General features: G+C 72.9%; 18 protein-coding genes and 3 pseudogenes. 7 read left to right on the top strand and 14 right to left on the bottom strand.

Annotated elements, in window-relative coordinates; translation table 11 throughout:
• Positions 1-2: 2 nt before the first annotated feature.
• The gene (locus DC008_RS30630) at positions 3-476 is read left to right on the top strand and encodes a MarR family winged helix-turn-helix transcriptional regulator (RefSeq protein WP_108709752.1); all 474 of its coding nucleotides are present in this window, start codon (positions 3-5) and stop codon (positions 474-476) included.
• 82 nt (positions 477-558) lie between these two features.
• Here DC008_RS30630 and DC008_RS30625 read toward each other — a convergent pair whose 3' ends face one another.
• Positions 559-1704, bottom strand: a complete 1146-nt coding sequence (locus tag DC008_RS30625) for a CapA family protein (RefSeq protein ID WP_108709751.1) — start codon at positions 1702-1704, stop codon at positions 559-561.
• A gap of 212 nt (positions 1705-1916) precedes the next feature.
• Between DC008_RS30625 and DC008_RS30620 the strand changes: the two genes are divergently transcribed.
• The 5 genes from DC008_RS30620 to DC008_RS30600 all read left to right on the top strand — a co-directional run bounded on the left by DC008_RS30620 (position 1917) and on the right by DC008_RS30600 (position 6590).
• Positions 1917-2462, top strand: coding sequence for a sigma-70 family RNA polymerase sigma factor (locus DC008_RS30620; protein ID WP_055618981.1), 546 nt, complete (start codon positions 1917-1919; stop codon positions 2460-2462).
• A gap of 146 nt (positions 2463-2608) precedes the next feature.
• Positions 2609-3124, top strand: a complete 516-nt coding sequence (locus DC008_RS30615; RefSeq protein WP_108709750.1) for a hypothetical protein — start codon at positions 2609-2611, stop codon at positions 3122-3124.
• 151 nt (positions 3125-3275) lie between these two features.
• On the top strand, positions 3276-3929 hold the full coding sequence (locus DC008_RS30610; protein ID WP_108709749.1) for a zf-HC2 domain-containing protein: 654 nt from the start codon (positions 3276-3278) through the stop codon (positions 3927-3929).
• Between the two features lie 133 nt (positions 3930-4062).
• On the top strand, positions 4063-4473 hold the full coding sequence (locus DC008_RS30605) for a hypothetical protein (protein WP_123954046.1): 411 nt from the start codon (positions 4063-4065) through the stop codon (positions 4471-4473).
• Entirely contained in the window at positions 4470-6590 is a 2121-nt protein-coding gene (locus DC008_RS30600; protein WP_108709747.1) for a caspase, EACC1-associated type, read from the top strand. Before DC008_RS30605 ends, DC008_RS30600 begins: the two co-directional genes overlap by 4 nt.
• An 8-nt stretch (positions 6591-6598) precedes the next feature.
• Here the strand turns inward: DC008_RS30600 and DC008_RS30595 are convergent, their stop codons facing one another.
• Positions 6599-7462: an Fpg/Nei family DNA glycosylase gene (locus DC008_RS30595; protein ID WP_108709746.1), complete on the bottom strand. Its 864-nt coding sequence runs from the start codon at positions 7460-7462 to the stop codon at positions 6599-6601.
• A 34-nt stretch (positions 7463-7496) separates the two neighbouring features.
• The gene (locus tag DC008_RS30590; RefSeq protein WP_108709745.1) at positions 7497-9587 is read right to left on the bottom strand and encodes a SpoIIE family protein phosphatase; all 2091 of its coding nucleotides are present in this window, start codon (positions 9585-9587) and stop codon (positions 7497-7499) included.
• Positions 9588-9754: 167 nt separating this feature from the next.
• On the opposite strand from DC008_RS30590, the gene DC008_RS30585 reads away from it, so the two are divergent.
• Complete coding sequence (locus DC008_RS30585) at positions 9755-11176, top strand: lipase maturation factor family protein (protein WP_108710941.1); 1422 nt, start codon at positions 9755-9757, stop codon at positions 11174-11176.
• Here DC008_RS30585 and DC008_RS30580 read toward each other — a convergent pair.
• The 11 genes and pseudogenes from DC008_RS30580 to DC008_RS30530 form a co-directional block, all read right to left on the bottom strand.
• A pseudogene (locus DC008_RS30580) lies at positions 11164-11995 on the bottom strand (amidohydrolase family protein). The gene DC008_RS30585 and the pseudogene DC008_RS30580 sit on opposite strands and share 13 nt — an antisense overlap.
• Entirely contained in the window at positions 11992-12312 is a 321-nt protein-coding gene (locus tag DC008_RS30575) for an L-rhamnose mutarotase (protein ID WP_108709744.1), read from the bottom strand. The pseudogene DC008_RS30580 and the gene DC008_RS30575 overlap by 4 nt, the downstream one beginning before the upstream one ends.
• Positions 12309-13280 (bottom strand): aldo/keto reductase, encoded by a 972-nt coding sequence (locus DC008_RS30570; protein WP_108709743.1) that lies wholly within the window; start codon positions 13278-13280, stop codon positions 12309-12311. The genes DC008_RS30575 and DC008_RS30570 overlap by 4 nt, the downstream gene beginning before the upstream one ends.
• Positions 13277-14032 (bottom strand): SDR family NAD(P)-dependent oxidoreductase, encoded by a 756-nt coding sequence (locus tag DC008_RS30565; RefSeq protein ID WP_108709742.1) that lies wholly within the window; start codon positions 14030-14032, stop codon positions 13277-13279. Before DC008_RS30565 ends, DC008_RS30570 begins: the two co-directional genes overlap by 4 nt.
• Positions 14029-14352, bottom strand: a pseudogene (locus tag DC008_RS30560) (enolase C-terminal domain-like protein); the annotation flags it as partial. The gene DC008_RS30565 and the pseudogene DC008_RS30560, both read right to left, overlap by 4 nt.
• Positions 14352-14609 (bottom strand): annotated as a pseudogene (locus tag DC008_RS30555) (ATP-binding cassette domain-containing protein); the annotation flags it as partial. The pseudogenes DC008_RS30560 and DC008_RS30555, both read right to left, overlap by 1 nt.
• A 54-nt stretch (positions 14610-14663) precedes the next feature.
• Positions 14664-17672, bottom strand: coding sequence for an alpha-mannosidase (locus DC008_RS30550; RefSeq protein WP_108709741.1), 3009 nt, complete (start codon positions 17670-17672; stop codon positions 14664-14666).
• A 36-nt stretch (positions 17673-17708) separates the two neighbouring features.
• Positions 17709-19709 carry an endo-beta-N-acetylglucosaminidase gene (locus DC008_RS30545; protein ID WP_108709740.1) on the bottom strand — a complete coding sequence of 667 codons (2001 nt, stop codon included), beginning with the start codon at positions 19707-19709 and terminating at the stop codon, positions 17709-17711.
• Positions 19706-20962, bottom strand: coding sequence for a glycoside hydrolase 5 family protein (locus DC008_RS30540; protein WP_108709739.1), 1257 nt, complete (start codon positions 20960-20962; stop codon positions 19706-19708). Before DC008_RS30540 ends, DC008_RS30545 begins: the two co-directional genes overlap by 4 nt.
• A gap of 38 nt (positions 20963-21000) precedes the next feature.
• Complete coding sequence (locus DC008_RS30535; RefSeq protein ID WP_108709738.1) at positions 21001-21909, bottom strand: carbohydrate ABC transporter permease; 909 nt, start codon at positions 21907-21909, stop codon at positions 21001-21003.
• The gene (locus DC008_RS30530) at positions 21906-22799 is read right to left on the bottom strand and encodes a carbohydrate ABC transporter permease (protein ID WP_108709737.1); all 894 of its coding nucleotides are present in this window, start codon (positions 22797-22799) and stop codon (positions 21906-21908) included. The genes DC008_RS30535 and DC008_RS30530 overlap by 4 nt, the downstream gene beginning before the upstream one ends.
• Positions 22800-22801 lie beyond the last annotated feature (2 nt).

Here is a 22801-nt window from a genome sequence, read left to right as displayed (position 1 = left end):
GGGTGAACGACACCGGCAAGCCCCTTCCCCCCGACGAGCTGGGCCGCCGGCTCACCGAGGTCTTCGACCTGGTGGGCCCGCTGTACCGGCTGACCCAGCGCAAGGTCGAGCAGGGCGAGGCCGTCGAGGGCCTGTCCGTCACGGTCCGGGCGGTCCTGGACCTGCTGCACAAACGGGGGCCGCTGACGGTCCCCTCGATGGGCCGCGCCCTGGCGGTGAGCCGCCAGTTCGTGCAGCGCACCGTGAACGAGGCGGCCGCGCAGGGGCTGGTGGAGAGCACCCCCAACCCGGCCCACCAGCGCTCCTCGCTCATCCGGCTCACCGACACCGGCCGCGAGGCGATCACGGCCGTGCTCGCGCGCGAGCACCGGGCGCTGCGCGAGACCGGCGGCGAACTGACCGACGCCGAGGTGACGGGGTGCGTACGGGTCCTCGGCGAGCTGCTGCGGCTGATGGAGCGCGCCGACGGCGGCTGACCCCGGCCTCCTTCGCCAACTCCGCCCCCCCCCCGCCGACGCGGCTACTTCCCCATCTCCAGGCCGCCCTCCGCCGACGCGGCTACTTCCCCATCTCCAGGCCGTCCTCCGCCGCGCCCCGGCTGAGGACGACGTCCCGGATGCGGTCGCGCACCCCCCGCAGGTCCGCGCCGCCCGCGACGGCCCGGTTGAGGTCGACCGTGCGGCCGGCGTCGACGTCGAAGAGCTGCGGGAGGAACTCCGCCTTCGCCACCTCCCAGCGGCCGCCCTTCTCCTCGGGCGGCTCGAAGGTGAAGCGGCCGAGCGTGGACTCGTTGCCGCGCGGGTCCTGCACACCCTGGTCGTTGTACATCGGGCCGGCGATCTGGTCGCCCATGCCGTAGACCACCCAGGTACCGTTGACCTTCTCGTAGGCCTGTGGGACATGGGCGTGGGTGCCGAGGATCAGGTCGATGTCGGGGCGGTCGCCGGTGCGCGCGGCGGTGAGGTCGCGGGCGAGGGTCAGCTGCTCCTCGTCTGGGGCGTCCTGCCACTCGGTGCCCCAGTGCAGGGACACCACGACGACGTCGGCGCCGGCCTTGCGGGCGGCGCGGGCGTCCGCGACGACCTTCTCCTTGTCGATCAGGTTCACCGCCCAGGGCTGGCCGGGCGGCAGCGGCAGATCGTTCACCCCGTAGGTGTACGACAGATGCGCGACCCGGGCCGGTCCTGCCCGGAACACGGTCGCGGTGCGGGACTCGCCCTCGGAGCGGGCGGTGCCGGCGTGCTTCACCTTCGCCTCGTCGAGGGCGTTCAGTGTGCGCAGGATGCCGGCCGCGCCGTCGTCCAGGCTGTGGTTGGAGGCCGTGGAGCAGCCGTCGTAGCCGGTGGTGGCGAGAGCGCGGGCGACCTCCGGCGGCGACTTGAACAGGGGGTAGCCGGTGTACTCGCCGTTCTCGCCGTAGACGGTCTCCATATGACACAGCGCCAGGTCGGCGGCGGAGACGAGGGGCTTCACCCCGGCGAGCATCGGACGGAAGTCGTACCCCTTGCCTCCGGCGTCGAAGCGCGCGCGGTCGATGACGGACGTGTGCGGCAGCACGTCGCCGGTGGCGACGAGTGTGAAGCCGCGGGGACCGGCGGAGGGGCCCGGTCGGCCCGCGACCTCGCGGTTGTGGGCCTGGCAGGCGGCGCCTGCGGCGAGGACGGCTGTGACAGCGATGGCCACAAGCCGACTGCGTGCGATCATCAGCTCACCCCTTGTGGTCGTATATACGCATCAAATAGGTACGAAGCGGGACACCATCGCAAACAATTCGGCCACTCCGATTAGCCCGTCCGCGCATCGGCCGCAGGCGGAAGGGACCGTTCACCGCACCGTTCACCGACGCGATCGACCGTCCGCCGCAGGTCCGTGCGCACGCCCTGTCCCCCGTCGCGGGCCTGCGCTGCGATACGGCCATGACGGCCGGAATGACCCTCACGAACAGGACGACCGCCGAGCACGAGCTCGCCGCACTGCAGCGGGAGCACGGCCGGCCCCTCTTCGCGCTCCTCCTCCGGCTCTGCGACGGAGACCGGCAGCGCGCCGAGGATCTGGTGCAGGAGACGCTGGTGCGCGCCTGGCAGCATCCCGAGGCCCTGCGCGCCGACGACTTCGACTCCGTCCGCCCGTGGCTGATGACCGTCGCCCGGCGGCTCGCCATCGACGCGCGACGGGCGCGGCAGGCGCGGCCGGCCGAGGTCGGCGACGCGGTCCTGGAGAACGCCCGCGTCATGTCCGACCACGCCGAGCGGGCCGCCGAGGTGCTCGACGTCCGCGAGGCTGTGAAGACTCTCACTCGCGAGCACCGTGACGTCCTGGTGCTCGTGTACTTCCAGGGGGCGAGTGTGGCGGAAGCGGCGCAAACCCTCGGGATTCCGCCCGGTACGGTGAAGTCGCGCGCCTACTACGCGCTCCGCGCCCTGCGCAGGGTGCTTCCGGGATACGCGCCCGACCTGCGGTGAAACCGAAGGCTGAGTCAAACCTCCGTAAAGCGCCTTGCTGAACACCCCGGTTGAGTAATCGGCTGTCCCCATCCGTGTTCCGGATAGGGCAACGGCCCACGACCCCGGGGTGGGGCGACGCACCCACCGGAGGAAGGCAGGAAGGGATGCTGCACACAGGTCAGGAGAGCACGGACGGCACAGGCGGCGGTGAACTCACCGTCCCCATGGCGTGGTTGTACGCCGAGTACATCGCCGACGAGCTGCTGCGCACCGGTGATCTCATGCCACCGACGTCCTTCGAGTTCCGCGCCGGCCGCGACGCGCTGGCGCTGACCATCTTCCTGTCGGACACCGACGGCGAGCTGTCCGGCATCCGGGTCGTCACCCAGCTGGAGACCTGGCTCTCCCTGACCGCCTACGACCAGCCGTGGCAGTACTGGGTGCGTGAGCGGATGACCGAGCTGGCGGCGCAGGCCGCCGAGTCCGGGGCTCCCGCGCCCGATCTGCGGCTCGCCGAGGCGGCCTGGCGCTGGCTGCAGGAGACCGAGTTGCTCGCGCCCGATCTGAACGCGGTGCCGGGAGGCGGCAGCGTGTCCGGTGAGGACGAGGGGCCCAAGGTCTGGACGCCCGCCTGGCAGCTCGGACTGCCCCTGGGACACCTGGCCATCCACCTTTTCTGAGAAGTTCTCCCCCGGGACCAATCCTCGGCGCCCACCGCTCCGAATCCCTTGGTTGCGAATCTGTGTGTGGCTTGAGTGTTTCGGCCGTCCGGTGCGTACCAATGGGCGCACGGAGTAACACACCCCACACCCAACGGCACGAGGATTCGGCATGAGGTCCCTGGAGAGGCATCGCGACGTCGCCGCGTACGCGCTCGGCGTGCTCAGCGAGGCGGAGGCGTTCCGCTTCGAGGACCACCTCATGGAGTGCCCGCAGTGCACGGCACACGTGACCGAGTTCGGGCCCGTCACCCGCCAGTTGATGCTGTACCGGCGGTCGACGCCGCGGTTCGTGCACCCCATGGCGCAGCCCGGCCCGCAGATGCTGAACCGGCTGCTCGACGCGGTGGCCGTACGGCATCGCGCGGCCCGTCGGCGCACCGTCTACGCGCTGGCCGCCTCGGTGGTGATCGCGCTGGTCGGACCGGGCGTCGCGCTCATGGCGAGCGGCGAGGAGCACACCCGTCAGGTCGTCGAGGCCACCGACGCGCGCTCCGGCGTGTGGGCGCAGGTCAGGACGGAGAACGAGGTCTACGGCACCCAGGTCGAGCTCAAGGTGAAGGACGGCGCCGGCCCGCGCGCCTGCCATCTGATCGCCGTCGGCCGTGACGGCGCGGAGGAGACGGTGACCAGCTGGTCGGCCGCCCACCACGACGCCCGCGAGAACACCATGAAGGGCGCCTCGGCGATGCAGGCCGACGAGATCGCACGCTACGAGGTGCGGACGGCGGACGGCGAACACCTGGTGACGCTGAAGGCCGGATGACACCGGTTGAACGGTGAAGTTCCGTCAGCCCCGCGCCCTGTGCGTGCAGTTGCCGCACCCCTGTGAGCAGCGGAAACTGTAAGAAGGACGGGGAGCCACCGTTCGCTGTGAACACCGCGAAGGGGCTGATCCGGTGGAACGCATCATGCGCATCGACCTCAGCGACGCCGAAGCCGATCCCGAGCGGGTGGCGGAGCTGACCGGCTATCTGCGCGAGGAACTGCTCCAGCTCGACGTGGACCGCGTGACGGCCGTCCCCGGCGGACCGGCACCGCCCGGCGCGCGGGCCGTGGACGCCGCCCAGCTCGGCGCGCTGCTCGTCACGCTCGGCACCTCCGTCACCGCCCTGAACCAGGTGGTCACCGTGCTGCGGGACTGGTTCGGCCGGGTCCGGCGCGGCACCCGCGCGGAGAGCCGTCCGGCGCTGCGGCTGGTCATGGACGACGACGTCCTGGAGATCTCGGAGGCCTCCGACGAGCAGGTCGCCCAGGCCCTCGAGGCCTTCGTACGGCGCCACTCCGCCACCACGGAGGCCCGGCCATGACGGACACCCGGCATGCGCTGATCATCGCCAACGAGCGGTACGACGATCGGGCCCTGAAGCAGCTCAAGGCGCCCGGTCACGACGCCGACGCGCTCGCCGAGGTCCTCGGCGACCCCCAGATCGGCGACTTCGACGTGGACGTCGTCAGCAACCAGCCCTCGTACGTCCTGCGCCGGCGCATCGAGCACTTCTTCTCCGACCGGCGCCGCGACGACACCCTGGTGGTGCACTTCTCCTGCCACGGGATCAAGAGCGAGTCCGGCGAGCTGTACTTCGCCGCCAGCGACACCGAGCCGCTGCTGCTGGAGGCGACCGCGGTGCCCGCGCAGTTCGTACGCCGGTGCATGTCCCGCAGCCGGGCGGGCCGGACCGTGCTGTTCCTGGACTGCTGCTACGGCGGGGCGTTCTCCCGCAGCTCGTCCGGCGTACGGTCCACCGGAGACGTGAACGTCCTGGACTCCTTCGCCACGGAGAGGCCGGCCGGGGGGCGGGGCTGGGCCGTCATCACGGCGTCCAGCTCCATGGAGTACGCCGTCGAGGGCGGAGACCTCACCGAGGACACCGCCCCGCGGCCCTCGGTGTTCACCGGCGCCGTGGTGCAGGGCCTCGACACCGGCGAGGCGGACCTCGACGCGGACGGCGAGATCTCCCTGGACGACCTGTACGACTACGTCTACGACCGGGTGCGGGGGCAGAACCCGCACCAGACGCCGGGCAAGACCGTGGAGATGCAGGGCGAGCTGCATCTCGCGCACAGCCGGCGCCGGCGCCAGGTCGTGATCGCGCCCGAACCCATACCGGCGTCCTGGCGGACCGCCCTCCACAGCAAGAACCACTTCACCCGGCTGGGCGCGGTCGCCGAACTGCGCTACCGCCTGCAGAGCGAGACCCTGCCCGTCGCCGAGGGCGCGCGGCAGGCACTCCTCGACGTCGCCCACAACGACATGCGCCAGGTCGCGGACACCGCGAGCGCCCATCTGCGGGAGATCCGCCTCCAGCCGTCGACCGGCCGCCTCGACTTCGGCCGGCTGCTCCAGGACGCGCCCGTGCCGCACAAGACGGTGACCCTCGGGGGCCTGCCCCTCGCCCGCGCGTTCGTGGCCCAGCCGACGGAACCCTGGCTGCGGCTCACGGAGACGGACGACGGCCTGGACGTGACCGTCGACCCGGCGGCCGAGGGCCGGCTGAGCGCGGACATCCTGCTGAAGGGGGTGGCCGACGAGACGGTGATCCACGTCGAGGCGGAGCTGCCGGCGGCACCGGCCGACGCGAAGGCCTCCGGTCAGGGGCACGCCCGGGCGACGGCGGCCCCGGCTCCGGACCAGGCACGCGCCCACTCGGCGGTGCCCCCTGGTGAGCGGCGCGTCCCGTCCACCGCCGACGCCCCGCACGAGGCCCCCGCGCACCCGGCCGCCGATACCCCCGTGATCCCGTCCCCCGGCGCGCCGCCCTCCCCACCCGCCGGCTCGGAGGCGGCACACGCACGCGCGGCCGACGAGACACGGCTCGCCCCGTCCCCCGATGCCCCGCCCCGGACACGGCCCCGACCGGCCGATGGCGCCCCGCACACCCGGCCCTCCGGCGGCACCGATCGCCACAACGCCGAGACGCAGGTCGCCCCGGCCGGCATCCCGCCGCGGCCCCCAGAGGCGCCGCGGAGGCCCGAGGGGGCGCCGCGGAGGCCCGAGGGGGCGCCGCGGAGGCCGGAGAGGGCTCGCGCCCCGGCGCCCTTCCGGCGGGCCGTCGTGATGGGCGGGGGCGCGTTGGTGGCCGCCCTTGCCGGGGTGGGCACCTTTGTCGCGGCCGCGGTCTCGGGGGTGCGGGCCGTGCGGGACTTCGCCGACGCCGGTACGGGGGACGCGCGGTCGCTGGGCTCCTTCGTCGAGGGGACCGGCACCGTGCCGTTGCTCGTCGCCTCGGTCCTCACCGCCGTCGTCGCGCTCGTCCTCGGCACCGTCGCACGCCATGATCTGCGGGCCCGGCCGGAGCGGTACACGCAGGGCTCCACCGCGCTCACGAAGGCCCTCACCTCGCCGGCGCGCTGGCTGGCCGTCCCAGCCCTGGTCCTGGCCGTCCTCGCCTTCGTCGCATGGCTGGCCACGCGCAGCCTGACCTGAGACGGGGGCTACTTCAGGAGGCGGGACAGGCGGCGGTCCGCCAGGGGTTTTCCGCCGGTCTGGCAGGTCGGGCAGTACTGGAGCGAGGAGTCGCTGAAGGACACCTCGCGGATGGTGTCGCCGCACACCGGGCAGGGCTCACCCGTGCGGCCGTGGACGCGCAGACCGGTCTTCTTCTCCGCCTTCAGCCGTCCGGCCGCGATCCCGCGCGAGCGCTCGACCGCCTCGGTGAGCGTGGTGCGCAGCGCCTCGTACAGGCGGCTGACGTCCTCGGGCGTCAGCGAGGCCGCCAGCTTGAACGGCGACATCTTCGCCGCGTGCAGGATCTCGTCGCTGTAGGCGTTGCCGACCCCGGCGATGAGGCTCTGGTCGCGCAGGGCGCCCTTGATCTGGCGGCGCTCGCCCTCCAGCAGGGCGGCGAAACGCGCCTCGTCGAAGTCGTCCGCGAGCGGGTCGGGGCCGAGCCGGCTGACGCCGGGCACCTCCTGCGGGTCCCGGACGACGTACACCGCGAGCCGCTTCTGGGTGCCGGCCTCCGTCAGGTCGAACCCGGCGCCGGTCTCCAGCGCGACGCGCAGGGCGAGCGGCCCCTTGCCGGGGCGCGGCACACCGCTGGGCAGCGGGTCCTTCCAGTGCAGCCATCCCGCTCGCGCCAGATGGGTGACGAGACGCGGTCCGCCGTCCGTCTCCAGGTCGAGGAACTTGCCGTACCGGTGCACGGCGGTGACGCGGTGGCCCTGCAGCGCGTCGGCGGGCGGGTCGTACGTCTTCAGGACGCTGATCGCGACGGGCAGCACCCGGACGATCTCATGGTCGACCAGGTGCTCGGTGAGGAAGTCCTTGAGCGCTTCCACCTCGGGGAGTTCCGGCATACGTCCAGAGTGCCATCCGCCGCCGACAACGCCGTCAGTCCCGCTCCGGCACCACGAACTCGCACCAGACGGCCTTGCCGCCGCCCCGCGCCTCCACGCCCCACACGTCGGTCAGCAGGTCGACCAGGAGCAGGCCCCGGCCGGACACCCCGGACTCCCCCGCCTCGCGGCGCCGGGGCAGCGCGCTGGAGGAGTCCTCGACCTCGACGCGCAGCCGGCGTTCGGAGCCGGCGAGGACCCGCAGGGTGACCACGGCGGCGCCCTCGGTGTGCATGAGGGCGTTGGTGATCAGCTCGTCGGCGACCAGTTCGATCTCGTCGGCGCGGTCCCCGGCGCTCCAGGCGCGCACGGCGGCGCGGATCATGTGCCGGGCGCCGGTGAGCGCCTCGGGGTCGCCGGGGGCGACGTGCTGCTGGAGCCGTCCGCCGGCCTGCGGGGTGTCCAGGACGCGGCGGCGCAGCAGGAGCAGGGCCACGTCGTCGTCGCCGCCGCGTTCCTCGGCCACGTCGATGAGCCGGTCGGCGAGTTCCCGTACGTCGAGCGGTCCGGCGCTGATGAGGTCGCTGAGGGCGTGCATGCCGTCGTCGAGGTCGTCGCCCGGCAGTTCGACCAGGCCGTCGGTGCAGAGCAGGAGGGTGTGGTCGGCGTCGAGCTCCAGGGTGCCGACCGGGTACTCCAGGCTGCCGAACTCGGCGGACAGACCGAGCGGCAGCCCGCCCTCGACGGCCACGCGCCGGCAGGTGCCGTCGGGGGCGCGCAGCATCGGGTCGATGTGGCCGGCGCGGACGACCTGGACGACCCCGGTGGACAGGTCCGCCTCGGCGTACAGGCAGGTCGCGAAGCGGTCGGTGTCGAGTTCGTGCAGGAAGACGGAGGCGCGGGCCATGACGGTGGCGGGGGTGTGGCCCTCGGCGGCGTAGGCGCGCAGCACGATGCGGAGCTGGCCCATGACGGCGGCGGCGTGCGTGTCGTGCCCCTGGACGTCGCCGATGACGGCGCCGACCCGGCCGCCGGGCAGCGGGATCAGGTCGTACCAGTCGCCGCCGATGTCCCGGCCGAGGCTGCCGGCGGCGCCGGCCGCGCGGTAGCGGACGGCGACCTCGGCGCCGGGCACGCTGGGGATGGTGCGCGGCAGCATGGCCTGCTGGAGGCCGGTGGCGAGGTCCTTCTCCTGTTCGTAGAGCATGGCCCGCTGGAGGCTCTGGGCGATGCTGCTGCCGAGCGCGACGAGGACGTTGCGGTCCTCGGCGGAGAATCCGGCCCGGTCGCTGTAGAGCAGCCCGATGGCACCGATCGGGCGGGCCTGCGCGATCAGCGGCATATAGGCGGCGGAGGTGATGTGCAGATCGGTGATGTGCGGCCAGAGGATCGGGTAGCTCTCGGCGAACTCCTCCGGTGACTCGATGAAACGGGGGCTGAGGGTCCGGACGACCTCGCTCATCGGGTACTGCTCGTCGATCCGGGTGACGAGGGTCCCCGGGACGAAGCTGCCCGACGGGCCCTCGGCGACGAGCCGGATGCGGCTGCCGGCCTCGAGGAGCCCCATGACGAGGCTGGTGGCCCCGAGGTGGGTGAGGCCCTGGGTGTCCTTGAGGATGTCGATGACGTCCTGGACGGTGCGGGCGTGCGCGAGGGCGGCGGTGGTGAGCTGGACGACGTTGGTCTGCTGCCGGCGCGCCTCGTCCGCGGCGGCCTGTTCACGCCGTTCCTCGCTCTCGGCGAGCTCCTCGGTGGCGTCGCGGACGATGCCGATGATGCGGCGCGGCCGGCCGGTCTCGTCGCGCCGGATGTAGCCCTGGGTGTGGGTCCAGCGCAGCGTGCCGGAGCGGGTGCGGATGCGGAAGTAGGCGCCGTAGTTCTCGCTGCCGTCCTTCAGGGCCTGGGAGACCAGGGTGTCGAGGCGGAAGCCCTCGGTCGTCGGGACGCGGACGGCGAGGCTCTCGGGGTGGCCGTCGTATTCGTCGGGGCGCAGGTCGAAGACCTCGTGGGCCTGGGCGTCCATGTGGAACAGCCCGCTGTCCAGGTCCCAGTCGAAGCTGCCCATGCGGTTGAGCGCCAGGATCGGTTCCGGGTGGGTGGGCCAGTCGTCCGGGAGTGACAGGGCGCTCGCTCCCCGATCAACCATGCGCCCACCTTGCCAGCATTTGTCCGATTCTTCGACCGGGGCGGCGGGAGGGGGCCGTGGGCGGCGCGCGAAGGAGTGACAGGCGGCGCGGCAGGTGTGGCGGGGGCGCCACCATGGCAGGGCGAGAGCATGGCGGGGCACGGGGACCGGGAGTGGAGGGCGCGGCCGTGGACTGGTTCGTCGCACCGGAGTACGAGACGAGTCGGCTGGTGTTCCAGCGCGCCCTGGCCGGGGTGTATCTGGTCGCGTTCCTGACGGCGGCGCTGCAGTTCCGGGCGCTGCTGGGCGAGCGCGGTCTGCTGCCCGTGCCGCGCTTCGTGGCGCGGGTGCCGTTCAGGGCGGCGCCGAGCCTGTTCCAACTGCACTACTCGGACCGTTTCTTCGCCGGCGGCGCCTGGGCGGGCTGCGCGGTGTCGGCGGCGCTGCTCGCCGGCATGGACTCCCTGGTGCCGCTGTGGGCGGCCCTGCTGCTGTGGCTGGTGCCGTGGCTCCTGTATCTGTCGATCGTGAACGTCGGCCAGACCTGGTACTCCTTCGGCTGGGAGTCCCTGCTCCTGGAGGTCGGCTTCGCGGCGGTCTGGCTGGGCAACGACGAGGTGGCGACCCCGGTCGTGGTGCTGTTCCTGCTGCGCTGGATCCTGTTCCGGGTCGAGTTCGGCGCGGGGCTGATCAAGATGCGGGGCGACGAGTGCTGGCGGAAGCTGACGTGTCTGGACCACCACCATGAGACCCAGCCGATGCCGGGGCCGCTGAGCTGGTTCTTCCACCATCTGCCGAAGCCGCTGCACCGGGTCGAGGTGGCCGCCAACCACGTCACCCAGCTGGTGGTGCCGTTCCTCCTCTTCACCCCGCAGCCGGTCGCGACGGCCGCGGCGGCCCTGATGATCGTCACCCAGCTGTGGCTGGTGCTGTCCGGGAACTTCGCCTGGCTGAACTGGATCACCATCGTGCTGGCCCTGTCGGCGGTCGCGTTCCCCGCCGATGCGCCGGACCGGCCGGGCGCGCCCCTGTGGTACGAGGTCACGGTCCTCGTGGTGGCCGCGCTGCTGGTCGGTCTCAGCTACCGCCCGGTGGCCAACATGATCTCCCGCCGCCAGGTCATGAACCGCTCCTTCGACCCGCTGCACCTGGTCAACACGTACGGCGCCTTCGGCAGTGTCAGCCGGGTCCGCCACGAGGTCGTGATCGAGGGCACCCTCGACGACACTGCGCGCGAGGACTCGGAATGGCGGGAGTACGAGTTCAAGGGCAAGCCCGGTGATCCGCGCCGCTGGCCCCGCCAGTTCGCCCCCTACCATCTGCGGCTGGACTGGCTGATGTGGTTCGCCGCGCTGTCGCCGTCGTACGCGGGGTCGTGGTTCGGGACGCTGCTGGAGCGGCTGCTCGAGAACGACCGCGCCACGCTGCGACTGCTGCGCCGCTCACCGTTCCCACCGGACGAGCCGCCGCGCTTCGTCAGGGCCCGGCTCTTCCGCTACCGCTACACGACATGGCGGGAGCTGCGGGAGACGGGCGCGTGCTGGGAGCGGACGTTCGTACGCGAGTACCTGCCGCCGACCCGGCTCGCGGGCAGCGCTCACAGGCCGTAGACGCGGACGGCCGCGCGTTCGAAGATCTGACCGCGGTCGGCCGGGGCGGTGAGGGCGCGCCGCGTCGAGCACCTGCCCGTAGGAAGCCGCCAGGGTGCACACGGGCCAGTCCGAGCCGTACATCAGCCGCGCGGGTCCGAAGGCGTCGAGGACGGTGTGGGCGTACGGGCGCAGGTCCTCGACGGTCCAGCGGGTGTGGTCGGCCTCGGTGACCATGCCGGAGAGCTTGCAGACGGTGTTCGGCAGCGCGGCGAGCGCGCGCACCGCCGACTCCCACGGCTCGCGGGCGCCGGAGGCGATCGGGGGTTTGCCCAGGTGGTCGAGGACGAAGGGCAGGCCGGGGTGGCGGACGGCCGCCTCGACGCAGGCCGGGAGCTGGTGGGGCAGGACGACCAGGTCGTGGACCAGCCCGGCCTCCTCCAGTGCGGTGGGACCGCGCCGGACGTCCGGGCGCAGCAGCCACCCCGGATCGGGTTCGGCCTGCACCTGGTGGCGTATCCCCTTCAGATACCGGCCGCCGGGCAGCTCCCGCAGCCGGGCCAGTTCCGCGGCGACGTCCGGGCGGGTGAGGTCGGCCCAGCCGACGACCCCGGCGATCAGTTCGTGGCGTTCGGCGAGCGCGAGCAGCTCGGGGGTCTCCTCGGGAACGGTCACGGACTGGACGACGACGGTATGGCCGACCCCGGCGGCCCGCGCCTCGGGAAGCAGGTCGCCGACGCCGAAGTCCCGGCGCAGCGGCGCCAGTTCGGGGCCGGTGATCCAGTCCTGGTCGCGCACGGACAGGTCCCGGACGTGGTGGTGGGCGTCGACGATCGTCACGGCAGCTCCCACACCACCGGCAGGCCCGCGACGGCGTCGGCGCCGTCGCGGGAGTAGTCGTGCACCACGTCGAGGAGCTGGGCCATACGGGCCTGCCAGGCCACGTTGACGGGCAACTCCTCCAGTTCGGCGAGGAGACGGCCGTGGTCCTCGCACTCCAGGACGTGGAAGAGGTCCTGCTCGCTGCGCCAGATCGTCCAGGAGGTCGCGCCGGCCGCCCGGATGGCGTCCGTCAGCTCCTTCGGGACGTCGCGGTGGGCGGCTTCGTAGGCGTCGACGCGGTCGGCGCGGACCCGGGTGTGCAGGGCGACTCTCATGGGGATGCCTCCTCGGACAGCAGACCGGACTCGAGCAGTTCCCGCCAGAACTCCCCCGGCACGGGCGTCGCGAACTGCTCGGCGCAGTCCGCCACTTCGGCGGCGGTCCGGGCGCCCACGAGGACGCTGGCGACGGCCGGGTGGGCGGCGCAGAAGGCCAGGGCGGCGGCCCGCACGGTGATGCCGTGGCGCCCGGCGAGTTCCTTGATGCGCAGCGCCCGCTCGACCAGGGGCTGCGGTGCCTGGGCGTAGTCGTAGGTCGCGCCGGGCTTCGGATCGGCCAGGAGACCGGAGTTGAAGGCGCCGCCGACGACGACGGAGGTACGGCACTCGACGGCCAGCGGCAGCAGGTCGTCCAGGGCACTCTGGTCCAGCAGCGTGTAGCGGCCGGCGCACAGCACCACGTCGACGTCGGTGTCCATGACGAAGCGGGTCAGCATGGCGGTCTGGTTCATCCCGGCGCCGATCGCGCCCACGACGCCCTCGGAGCGCAGCTTCTCCAGCGCCGGATAGCCCTCGCGGAAGGCCTGCTCGCCATGGTCGTCGGGGTCGTGGAGGTAGACGACGTCGACCCGGTCGAGGCCGAGCCGCTCCAGGCCGGCCTCCAGGGTGCGCTGTACGCCGTCCGCGCTGAAGTCCCATACGCGGCGGCGGTCGGCGGAGACGGCGAAGCCGTCGGCCAGGTCGTCGCCGGTGGCACCGGGCACGGGCTCCAGCCGGCGGCCTACCTTCGTCGAGATCGTGTACGCGTCGCGCGGGTACCGGCGCAGGGCGGCACCGAGGCGGCGTTCGGACAGGCCGAGTCCGTAGTGGGGGGCGGTGTCGAAGTAGCGGATGCCCGCGTCCCAGGCGGCGGCCACCGCCTCGTGCGCCTCCTCCTCGCCGACCTCGCGGTAGAGGTTGCCGATGGCGGCCCCGCCGAAGCCGAGCGGGCTGACCTGGACGCCGGTGCGGCCGAGCCGGTTCACCGGGCCACCTGCCTGAGGCGCAGTCCCTGCATGCCGCCGTCGACGGCGAGGGCGGTACCCGTGGTGGCGCCGGACAGCGGGCTCGCCAGATAGGCGATGGCACCGGCCACCTGGGCGGCGGAGACGAGCCGTCCGGTGGGCTGGCGGGCCTCCAGCGCGGCGCGTTCGGCGGCCGGGTCGGGTGCCGCGTCGAGCAGCCGCCCGACCCACGGGGTGTCCACGGTGCCGGGGTTGACGCAGTTCACACGGACGCCCTCGCGGACGTGGTCGGCGGCCATGGCGAGGGTGAGGGCGTGCACGGCGCCCTTGGACGCGCTGTAGAGGGCGCGCTGCGGAAGCCCGGCGGTCGCCGCGATGGAGCAGGTGTTGACGATCGCCGCGTGCGCGGAGGCCCGTAGATGCGGGAGCGCGGCGCGGGCCACGCGGACCATGCCGAGGACGTTGACGTCCAGGACCCGGTGCCATTCGGTGTCGTCGTTGTCCTCGACGGTGCCCTGGGCCCCGACGCCCGCGTTGTTGACCAGCACGTCGAGTCCGCCGAGCGCGGCCACGGCGTCGGCGACGGCCGCCCGGACGGAGGTGTCGTCGGTGACGTCGGCGCGGTACGCGAGCAGCGGCTCGTCGACGGAGGACGGGTCGAGGTCGAGGACGGCGACGCGGGCGCCGCGCTCGGCGAGGAGGTCGGCCGTGGCCCGGCCGATGCCGGAGGCGCCTCCCGTCACCAGCGCCGTGAGTCCCTCGAAGTCGCTCATGCCGTGTGCTCCTTCCGCTGTGTCTGGAGGCCGGCGGCCCGGAAGGCGCCGCCCGGGTAGGAGTACCGCGCCAGGGACTCGGGCCGCATGGCCGCGGAGAACCCCGGCGCGGTGGGTGCCGTGCAGTGACCTTCCCTGATCATCACCGGGTCGAGGAAGTGGTCGTGCAGATGGTCGACGTACTCGATGACGCGGTCCTCGGTGGTGCCGCTGACCGCGACGCAGTCGAACATCGACAGATGCTGGACGAGTTCGCAGAGCCCGACCCCGCCGGCGTGCGGGCGGACGGGGACGCCGAACTCGGCGGCGAGCAGCAGGAGTCGCGGGGCACACAGGCGACGCCGGGGTCGAGGGCGGCCCGCACCTCGCCGAACGGCAACCGCTCACCGTCGAGTCGTGCGGTGCCGCCGGTCGGGGTGTGCAGCCCCGCGAAGGACTCCGCCGGCTCCACCTTGCCGCTGCCGCTGATCCCGGCGAGTCCGACGCCCTCGCCGCGGCGGACGGTCAGGTCGACGTCCGTGTACGCGGGTGAGGTGAGCCCGCGCGCTTCGAGCAGGACGAGGGCGTCCGGGTCGACCTCCCCCACGAGATCGTGCCCGCCTTCGGCTGACGCCTCCCGCCGGGGGCGGTGTCACGCTCGCCGCAGCCGCAGCGTCACCAGCTCGAAGGGCCGCAGCCGCAGCGCCACCCGACGGCCCTCGTACGCCGGCGTCTCGGGAAGCGGGCGTTCCAGCAGGTCCGTCGCCGTCACGTCCGCCACCTCGAAACCGGCCGTCAGCGTGGCCCGCACCCGGCCGCCGTGCGCCTCGTGGAGCCGGACCACCACGTCCCCGCTGCCGTCGTCGGCCAGCTTGACGGCCGTGACCACCACGGCGTCCCGGTCGACGGTCACCAGCGGGGCCACCTCCCCGGCTCCGGCGAGGCGCCGCTCGGGCAGGTTGATCCGCCAGCCCTCCCGTACGGCGTCCCCGATCCCGGCGCCCGCGACCAGCGCGTGCCGGAAGCGGTGCACGCCCTGGTCGGTCTCCGGGTCGGGGAAGCGCGGGGCGCGCAGCAGCGAGACCCGGACGGTGGTGGTCGTCCCCAGGTCGCCGTCGGTGCGGACCGTCCGGGTCACGTCGTGGCCGTACGTCGAGTCGTTGACGACGGCCACGCCCCAGCCGGGCTCCTCGACGTGCACGAACCGGTGGTTGCACGCCTCGAACTTGGCGGCCTCCCAGCTGGTGTTGGTGTGGGTGGGCCGGTGGAAATGCCCGAACTGCGTCTCGGACGCGTAGCGTTCGGCGTGCACGTCGAGCGGGAACGCGAGCTTCAGGAACTTCTCCGTCTCGTGCCAGTCGACCTCGGTGTCGAACAGCACCCGCCGCTCCCCCGGCGCCAGGGACAGCCGCTGGGTGACGCGGGAGTCGCCGAAGGACCGCACGATCCGCACCCCGCCGTCGACGGCGGTGATCTCGTCCACGTCGGTGAGGTCGGTGACGGTGTGCCGGTAGAACGCGTCGACGTCCCAGGCGTCCCACATGTTGGGGAAGTCCGGGTGGAGCTGGAGGAGTCCGGCCGCGCCGCCCGGCGCCACCGTCTCGCGGTCGGCCTCGGCGTCGTACGCGGAGACGACGAGGCCGCGTGCGTCGATCTCCACCCGCAGCGTGCCGTTGTCGAGGACGAAACCGCCGTCCGGGCGCGGAGTGACGGCCGTACGGCCCTCGGTCGCCGGTGTCCGCGCGCCGCCCGCCGGTACCCCGGCGCGGTCGTGCGGCGCGGCGTTGAAGACGAGGTCGGCCGTGCCCTCCCCGGCGAGCGCGCGCTGGGCGGCGTCGATGATCGCCTCCAGCTCACCGGCCAGCCGGGCGTACGTGGCGCGGGCCTCGCGGTGCACCCAGGCGATGGAGGAGCCGGGCAGGATGTCGTGGAACTGGTGCAGCAGCACCGTCTTCCAGATCCGGTCCAGCTCCTCGTACGGGTAGGGGAAGCCGGTGCGCACCGCGGCCGTCGCCGCCCACAGCTCCGCCTCGCGCAGCAGATGCTCGCTGCGCCGGTTGCCCTGCTTCGTCTGTGCCTGGCTGGTGAGGGTGGCCCGGTGCAGCTCCAGGTACAGCTCGCCGACCCAGACCGGCGCGTCCGGGTACTCGGCCTCGGCCTTGCGGAAGAAGGCGTCCGGGGTCTCCCAGACGACGGTCGCCGAGCCCTCCAGGTCGCGCAGCCGGGCCGCCTTGGCGATCATCTCGCGGGTCGTGCCGCCGCCTCCGTCGCCCCAGCCGGTGGGCGCCAGCGAGTGCCGGGCGCGGCCCTTGTCCTTGAAGTTGCGGGCCGCGTGGGCGATCTCGCTGCCCTTCATCGAGCAGTTGTAGGTGTCGACGGGCGGGAAGTGGGTGAAGATCCGGGTGCCGTCGATGCCCTCCCACCAGAACGTGTGGTGGGGGAACTTGTTGGTCTGGCTCCAGGAGATCTTCTGCGTCAGCAGCCACTTGGAGCCCGCCGCCTTGATGATCTGCGGCAGTCCCGCGGCGAAGCCGAAGGTGTCGGGCAGCCAGGCTTCGTCGTTCTCGATGCCGAACTCGTCGAGGAAGAACCGCTTGCCGTGCACGAACTGCCGGGCCATCGCCTCCGAGCCGGGCATGTTGGTGTCCGACTCCACCCACATGCCGCCCGCCGGCACGAACCGTCCGTCGGCGACGGCCTTCTTCACCCGCGCCCACACCTCGGGCCGGTGCTCCTTCACCCACGCCCACTGCTGCGCCTGGGACATGGCGAAGACGAAGTCGGGCTCGTCCTCGACGAGCGCCGTCATGTTGGAGGTGGTCCGGGCCACCTTGCGCACGGTCTCGCGCAGCGGCCACAGCCACGCCGAGTCGATGTGCGCGTGCCCGACGGCGCTGATGCGGTGGGCGGAGGGCACGGCGGGCGCGGCGAGGACGTCGCCGAGGCGGGCGCGGGCGGCGGCCGCGGTGCCGTTGACGTCCTGGAGGTCGAGGGCGTCCAGGGCCCGTTCCACGGCCCGCAGGAGGTCCCAGCGGCGGGCCGAGTCGACGGGCAGCTCGGCCATCAGCTCGCCGACCACCTCCAGGTCGACGACCAGCTGCCAGACCTCCTCGTCGAGGACGGCGAGGTCCATCCGGGTCAGGGTGTACTGCGGCTCACTGCCCGCGGTCTCCTTGTCGCCCAACTGGGTCGGCAGGAAGGGGTGGTAGTCGAGGATGACCGGGTTGGAGGCGGCCTCGATGTGCAGGCGCACCTCCTCGCCGCCCTCGGCGGGCGCGGCGACGCGCACCCACTGGTTGCGGGGGTTGAGGCCCTTCACGGGGGTGCCGTCGGGCCGGTAGACCAGGCCCTCGCACTGGAAGCCGGGCATGTTCTCGTCGAAGCCGAGGTCCAGCAGCGCCTCGACGGTCCGTCCCGCCCATGCCTCGGGGACGGTGCCGGTGACCCGGAACCAGCTGGTGCCCCAGGGGGCGCCCCAGCGGGAGCCGACCTGGATCGGCTCGGGCGCCGCGGCGAGCCCCTCGGCGACGGGCACCGGCTCGTCCGGCGCGTGCCACACGGCGACGTCCAGCGGTATGGACTCCGGGTACACGGCGGGGCGGATGCGCTCGTCGAGGACGCGCTTCAGGCGGGCTTCGACCAGGGTGCGGTCGTCATGCATGGGGGATGCTCCATCGGTAGGTCGTCCGGGCGGGTGTCACCAGCGGTGGGTCACGGTCACGGGGGCCGACGTGGTGTACAGCTCCCCTACGGCGCGCAGTTCGAACCGTGCCGCCTTCTCGCCCGGTTCGGGCCGCAGCCCTCCGGCGAAGAAGGCACGCTGGCAGGTGCCGCCGAGGAATCGCCGGGTGCCGTCGGGCAGCACGCGGTGCAGGGTGTGGTGACGGGTCTCGCCGGGCGCGGTGTTCCAGGCGAAGCGCAGATCGCCGCCGGACGCGGCGGTGACGCGGAAGCCGGAGGGGGCGGCGGGCGTGGGTGCCGTGTCGTGCACGGCGATGCCGCCGAGCCGCCAGCGCACGGGACCGCCACCGGCCGGCGTGAGCCGCACCCCGAGGGCGTGCAGGGTGCCCTTGAGCCCGGTGAGCCGTACGGTCGTGGTCGTCCAGCCGCCGGCGGCGGGCACGGAGTGGTAGGTGTACGGCGGTGACGCCCCCGGGGTGGCGGGGTCGGCGGTGGCGACGGCGAGTTCCACGTCGACGTTCCCGGCGTCGGTGCGGTGGGTCAGTTCGACGACGGTGTCCCGGGTGAGCGGCAGCCGGGTCGCGTACAGGTCGAGGACGGCGGGCCGGTCGAGGTCACCGGCGACGAGCACGCTGGATCCGCCGTGCCACGCGTCCTCGAAGTCGAAGGCCACGGTGGGCCGTTGCCCGTCGGTGCGGACGACCCAGCGGCGGGAGGGCAGCCGGTCCTGGAGCCCGAGGTGGTTCCAGGGCGTGTCCGAGGTGACCGTCCCCTTCTCGTACCAGCGCAGGCCGTGCCCGGTGTTGAAGACGCTGGCGAACGGCAGCCGGGTCACCGTGGACCGGTCGGCGACGGATACGGCAGGGGCCCGCCAGCCGTCGGTGCCGTCCGGGCGGGACGGGTCGAGGGACCGTCCGGTCCAGAAGCGGTCGTCGGCGGCGTGGAAGTCGCCCGGTGTCCTGCGGTCGGCGGGCAGGTGGTTGCGGGTCCACTCGGGCCGGTAGAAGCCGAGCGACACGACGTGGGACCGGTCGCGCGGCACGATGGCGTCCCAGTCGACAGACGTGTTCCAGCCGTTGGACTCGACGTCGACTCCCGCCCACAACTCGTGCCGTTCCCGGCCGAGTTGTTCCGCCCGCTGCCCGGACGCGTCGAGCTCGGCGGGGGTCCAGCGGAAGTCCACGAACATGTCGTCGGCGGCCCGGAAGAACGGCTCGTTCTGGGCGTTGAGCGCCCCCTGCCAGCTCACCGAGCCGCTCACGGTCATCGAGTCGTACCAGGTGACCCGCTGTCCCTCGGCGCGGGCCCGGGTCCGCAGCTCCCGGAGGAAGCCGAGCATGTCCGCGCCCAGCGCCGGGTCGCCGCCGCCGGTCTCGGCGTTGACGAACCAGCCGTCGAAGCCGTACACCTTCGCCACCTCGACGAGCTTCGCGGCCAGTGGGTACCGGCCCGCCGCGTCCTTCTGCACCAGGTCGCGGGTCCACCGCAACTGGCCGCCATAGGCGACGGGCGGCAGGAAGACGTTGCCGAGGACGGGCACGCCGTGCCGGTGGGCGGCGTCCACGATCGGGGCGTTCGGCGCGAGGATCAGGCCCTCGCCGGAGGAGCCGCCCCAGAACACCAGCTCGTCGATGTACGCCCAGTGGGTGAGGGCGTAGTAGTCCGCGGTGGCCGCCCCCTGGGACGGGTTGCTCGCGGTGTGCCCGAAGGACACCAGGGACTGGATCCGGGCCTGGTCGGCGCGGGCGGTCGGGTTGGCCGGGGCCGGGGTGAAGCGGGGGGCGAGCGGGACGGTGGAGGCGTTGAGGGCGAGGTCGGCGTCGTCGGCCGGGCGCCAGGACTTCAGGCTGCGCCAGGTGATCCCGGGGCCGGGTGTCCCGTCGGGCAGGGAGTCCGGGTACCAATAGGACGCGTACGGCGGGCCCGCGGGTGCCTTCCCGGCTGCCTGGGCGGGGAGCGACGGCAGGAGTGCGGCGGTGGCGCCGGCGATGAGGACGGTCCGTCTGGTGGGGTTCACGAGCGGGTGCCTCCTTGGGGGGTGGGGAGTACCTGATCGGGAGCGACGACCTCGGTGATGCCACGTGCGGTGAGGTGGGCGGGGTCGTCCGCGCGGGTGTCGAGGACGGTGGTGGGGCGGGCGCCGTCGGCGGTGAGCCGGAAGAAGGCGTCGAAGACGGGGCCGCCCGGGGCGCAGAGCGAGCGGCGGGCCGGATCGGCGGGGACGGTCAGGGCCGTGGTGCGCGGGGCGGGCGTGCGGGGTGTCGCGCGGGCCGCGCGCTCCAGCACCCGGGCGGTGTCCTTCGGCGTGCGGTCGTTGGTCAGCAGACCGAGGCCGTACTCGAGGTCGGGGAAGTCGGCGAGATCGCGGGACACGTCGTGGGAGCACCACCAGGTGACGCCCCACAGGCCGGGGCAGTCCAGGGCGTTGGCGACGGTCGCCTCGGTGAACGCGGCGGCGTGCTCGGGCGGCACGAGGGGCGCGGGCGCGCCGACCTCCTGCAGCCACACGGGGCGGTGCGGATCGTCGGCCCACGCCTTGCTGAGCTCGATCAGATAGGCGGCGTGGTGCTCGGACGGGACGGAGGCGCGGCCGTGGCGCTGGGCGGTGCCGTTGAACACCCAGGAGTGGACGGCGGTGACGGCGCCGTGCCGCGCGGCCTGACCGGGGGTGAACGGCTGGTCGTCCTGGTACCAGGTGGCGTCGTACTCGGCGTGCAGGTGCAGCCGGCCGGGGGCGCCCTCCTCGCAGGCGGCGAGCATCCGGGTGAGCCAGCGGTCGATGTCGTCCTCGGTGGCCCGGTCGGGGTCGGGGTGGGGGCCGGCGGAGAACTGGTTGACCTCGTTGCCGAGGGTCATGCCGAGGAAGTTCGGGCGGTCGGCGAGGGCGGCGGCGAGGGCTCGGAGGTAGGCGGCCTGGCCGTCGAGGACGTCCGGGTCGGTGAAGAGGTTGCGGCGGTGCCAGGTGCGGGTCCAGGCGGGCAGGAAGTCGAAGCTGCTGAGGTGGCCCTGCAGACCGTCGACGTTGACGTCGAGGCCGCGTTCGGCGGCGGCGTCGACCAGCTCGACCAGGTGCTCGACGGCACGTCCGCGGATCAGGGTGCGGTTGGGCTGGAAGTACGGCCACAGCGGGAAGACGCGGATGTGGTCCAGGCCGAGCGCGGCGATGGAGTCGAGGTCGGCGCGCACGGAGTCCGGGTCGAAGTCCAGCCAGTGGTGGAACCACCCTTCGCTCGGGGTGTAGTTGACGCCGAAGCGGACGGCAGAAGGCATGCGTGTCCTTGTGACGGAGGTGCGAGGGAAGTCGTGGTTCAGCCCTTGACGGCGCCCTCGCCGACCCCGCGGAAGAAGTAGCGCTGGAGGCAGGCGAACAGGGCGATCAGCGGGGCGACGGCGATGATCGTGCCGGCGGCGACGAGGCGTTCGTCGTTGGCGAAGGTGCCGTGCAGATAGTTGAGGCCGATGGTCAGGGTGAACTTGGACGGGTCGCTGAGCACGATGAGCGGCCACAGGAAGTCGTCCCAGGCGCCCATGAAGGCGAAGATCGCGACGACCGCGAGGGTGCCCTTGACGGACGGCACGGCGACGCGCAGGAAGCGCTGCCAGACGTTGGCGCCGTCGACGAAGGCCGCCTCCTCGATCTCGTAGGGCAGGTTGAGGAAGGCGTTGCGCATCAGCAGCACGTTGAGGGCGCTGACGCAGCCGGGCAGGACGACCCCGATGAGGGTGTTGTTCAGGCCGAGGTCCCGCATGGTGGTGAACTGGGCGATGATGATGCCCTCCACCGGCACCAGCATCGCGAGGATGAACGCGAGCGTGGCGGCCGTACGGCCCCGGTAGCGCAGCCGGGCCAGCGCGTAGCCGGCGAGCGCCGCGCCGACGCAGTTGGTGACGACGTTGGCGGCGGCGACCTTCAGCGAGTTGAGGGCGTAGTCCCAGACGGGGATGGTGTCGGCGACCCGTTCGTAGTTGTGCACGGTGGGGTCGGCGGGCAGGAACCGGGGCGGGGAGCTGAAGATGTCCTCGGTGGGGCCCTTGAGGGACGTCGACAACTGCCACAGGAACGGCCCGACGGTGAGCGCGAGCACCCCCAGCAGGAGCAGATAGCGCAGGGCGAGCTCCCAGACGCGGACGCGCCGGCCGTGCTCGTCCGTGATCCGGGGTTCGCGCGGGGCGGCCGGCCGTGCGGGGGCGGAGGGCGCCTTGTCGACGACGGTCATGACGCGTCCTTCCGGTCGGCGCGCAGCACGAGCAGCATCAGGGCGACGGTGACGACGAAGACGACGACGGAGATCGCAGAGGCGTAGCCGACCCGGCCGGTCAGACCGGTGCCGGTGCGCTGCACGAGCATCACGAGGGTGGTGTCCTCGCCCGCGGGGCCGCCGCTCGGCCCGGCCATCAGGTACACCTCGGAGAACACCTTGAACGCGGCGACCGAGGACAGCGCGCCGACCAGGACCATGGTGGAGCGGACGGCGGGCACGGTGACGGTGAGGAAGCGCCGGACGGCACCGGCCCCGTCGACGGCCGCGGCCTCGTGCAGCTCGCGCGGCACATTGGCGAGCGCGGCAAGGTAGATGATCATGTAGTAGCCGAGGCCCTTCCAGACCGTGACGGCCATGGCGGACAGCAGGAGCAGCCACTGGTCGCTGAGGAAGCCGACCCGGCCCACGCCGATGGCCTCCAGCAGGGAGTTCACCAGGCCGCGTTCGTCGAGCAGCCACACCCAGATCAGTCCCACGACGACGATCGAGGCGACGACCGGGGTGTAGAAGGCGGACCGGAAGAAGGTGATGCCGGGGATGTTCTTCTGCACGAGCAGCGCGAGCAGCAGGGGCAGGACGACGAGGGCGGGGACGACGCCGAGGACGTACAGCGTGCTGTTGCGCAGCCCGATCCAGAACATGTCGTCGTGGAGCAGTTCGCGGAAGTTGGCGAGCCCGACGAACTCCCCCGGGATCAGGGTGCGGCGGTCGGTGAAGGCGTTGACCAGGGTGGAGACGAACGGGTAGAGGATGAACGCGCCGGTGATCAGCAGGCCCGGGGCGGCGAACAGCCAGGGGCTGGACGGCAGTTGCCGCCGCACCCGGGACACGGTCGGGCTGGCCATGG

Source organism: Streptomyces nigra, from assembly GCF_003074055.1.
In the GTDB taxonomy this organism is placed as follows: domain Bacteria; phylum Actinomycetota; class Actinomycetes; order Streptomycetales; family Streptomycetaceae; genus Streptomyces; species Streptomyces nigra.
Note: the sequence above shows the minus strand (reverse complement) of the source record. Positions and strands in the feature narration are given on the sequence as shown.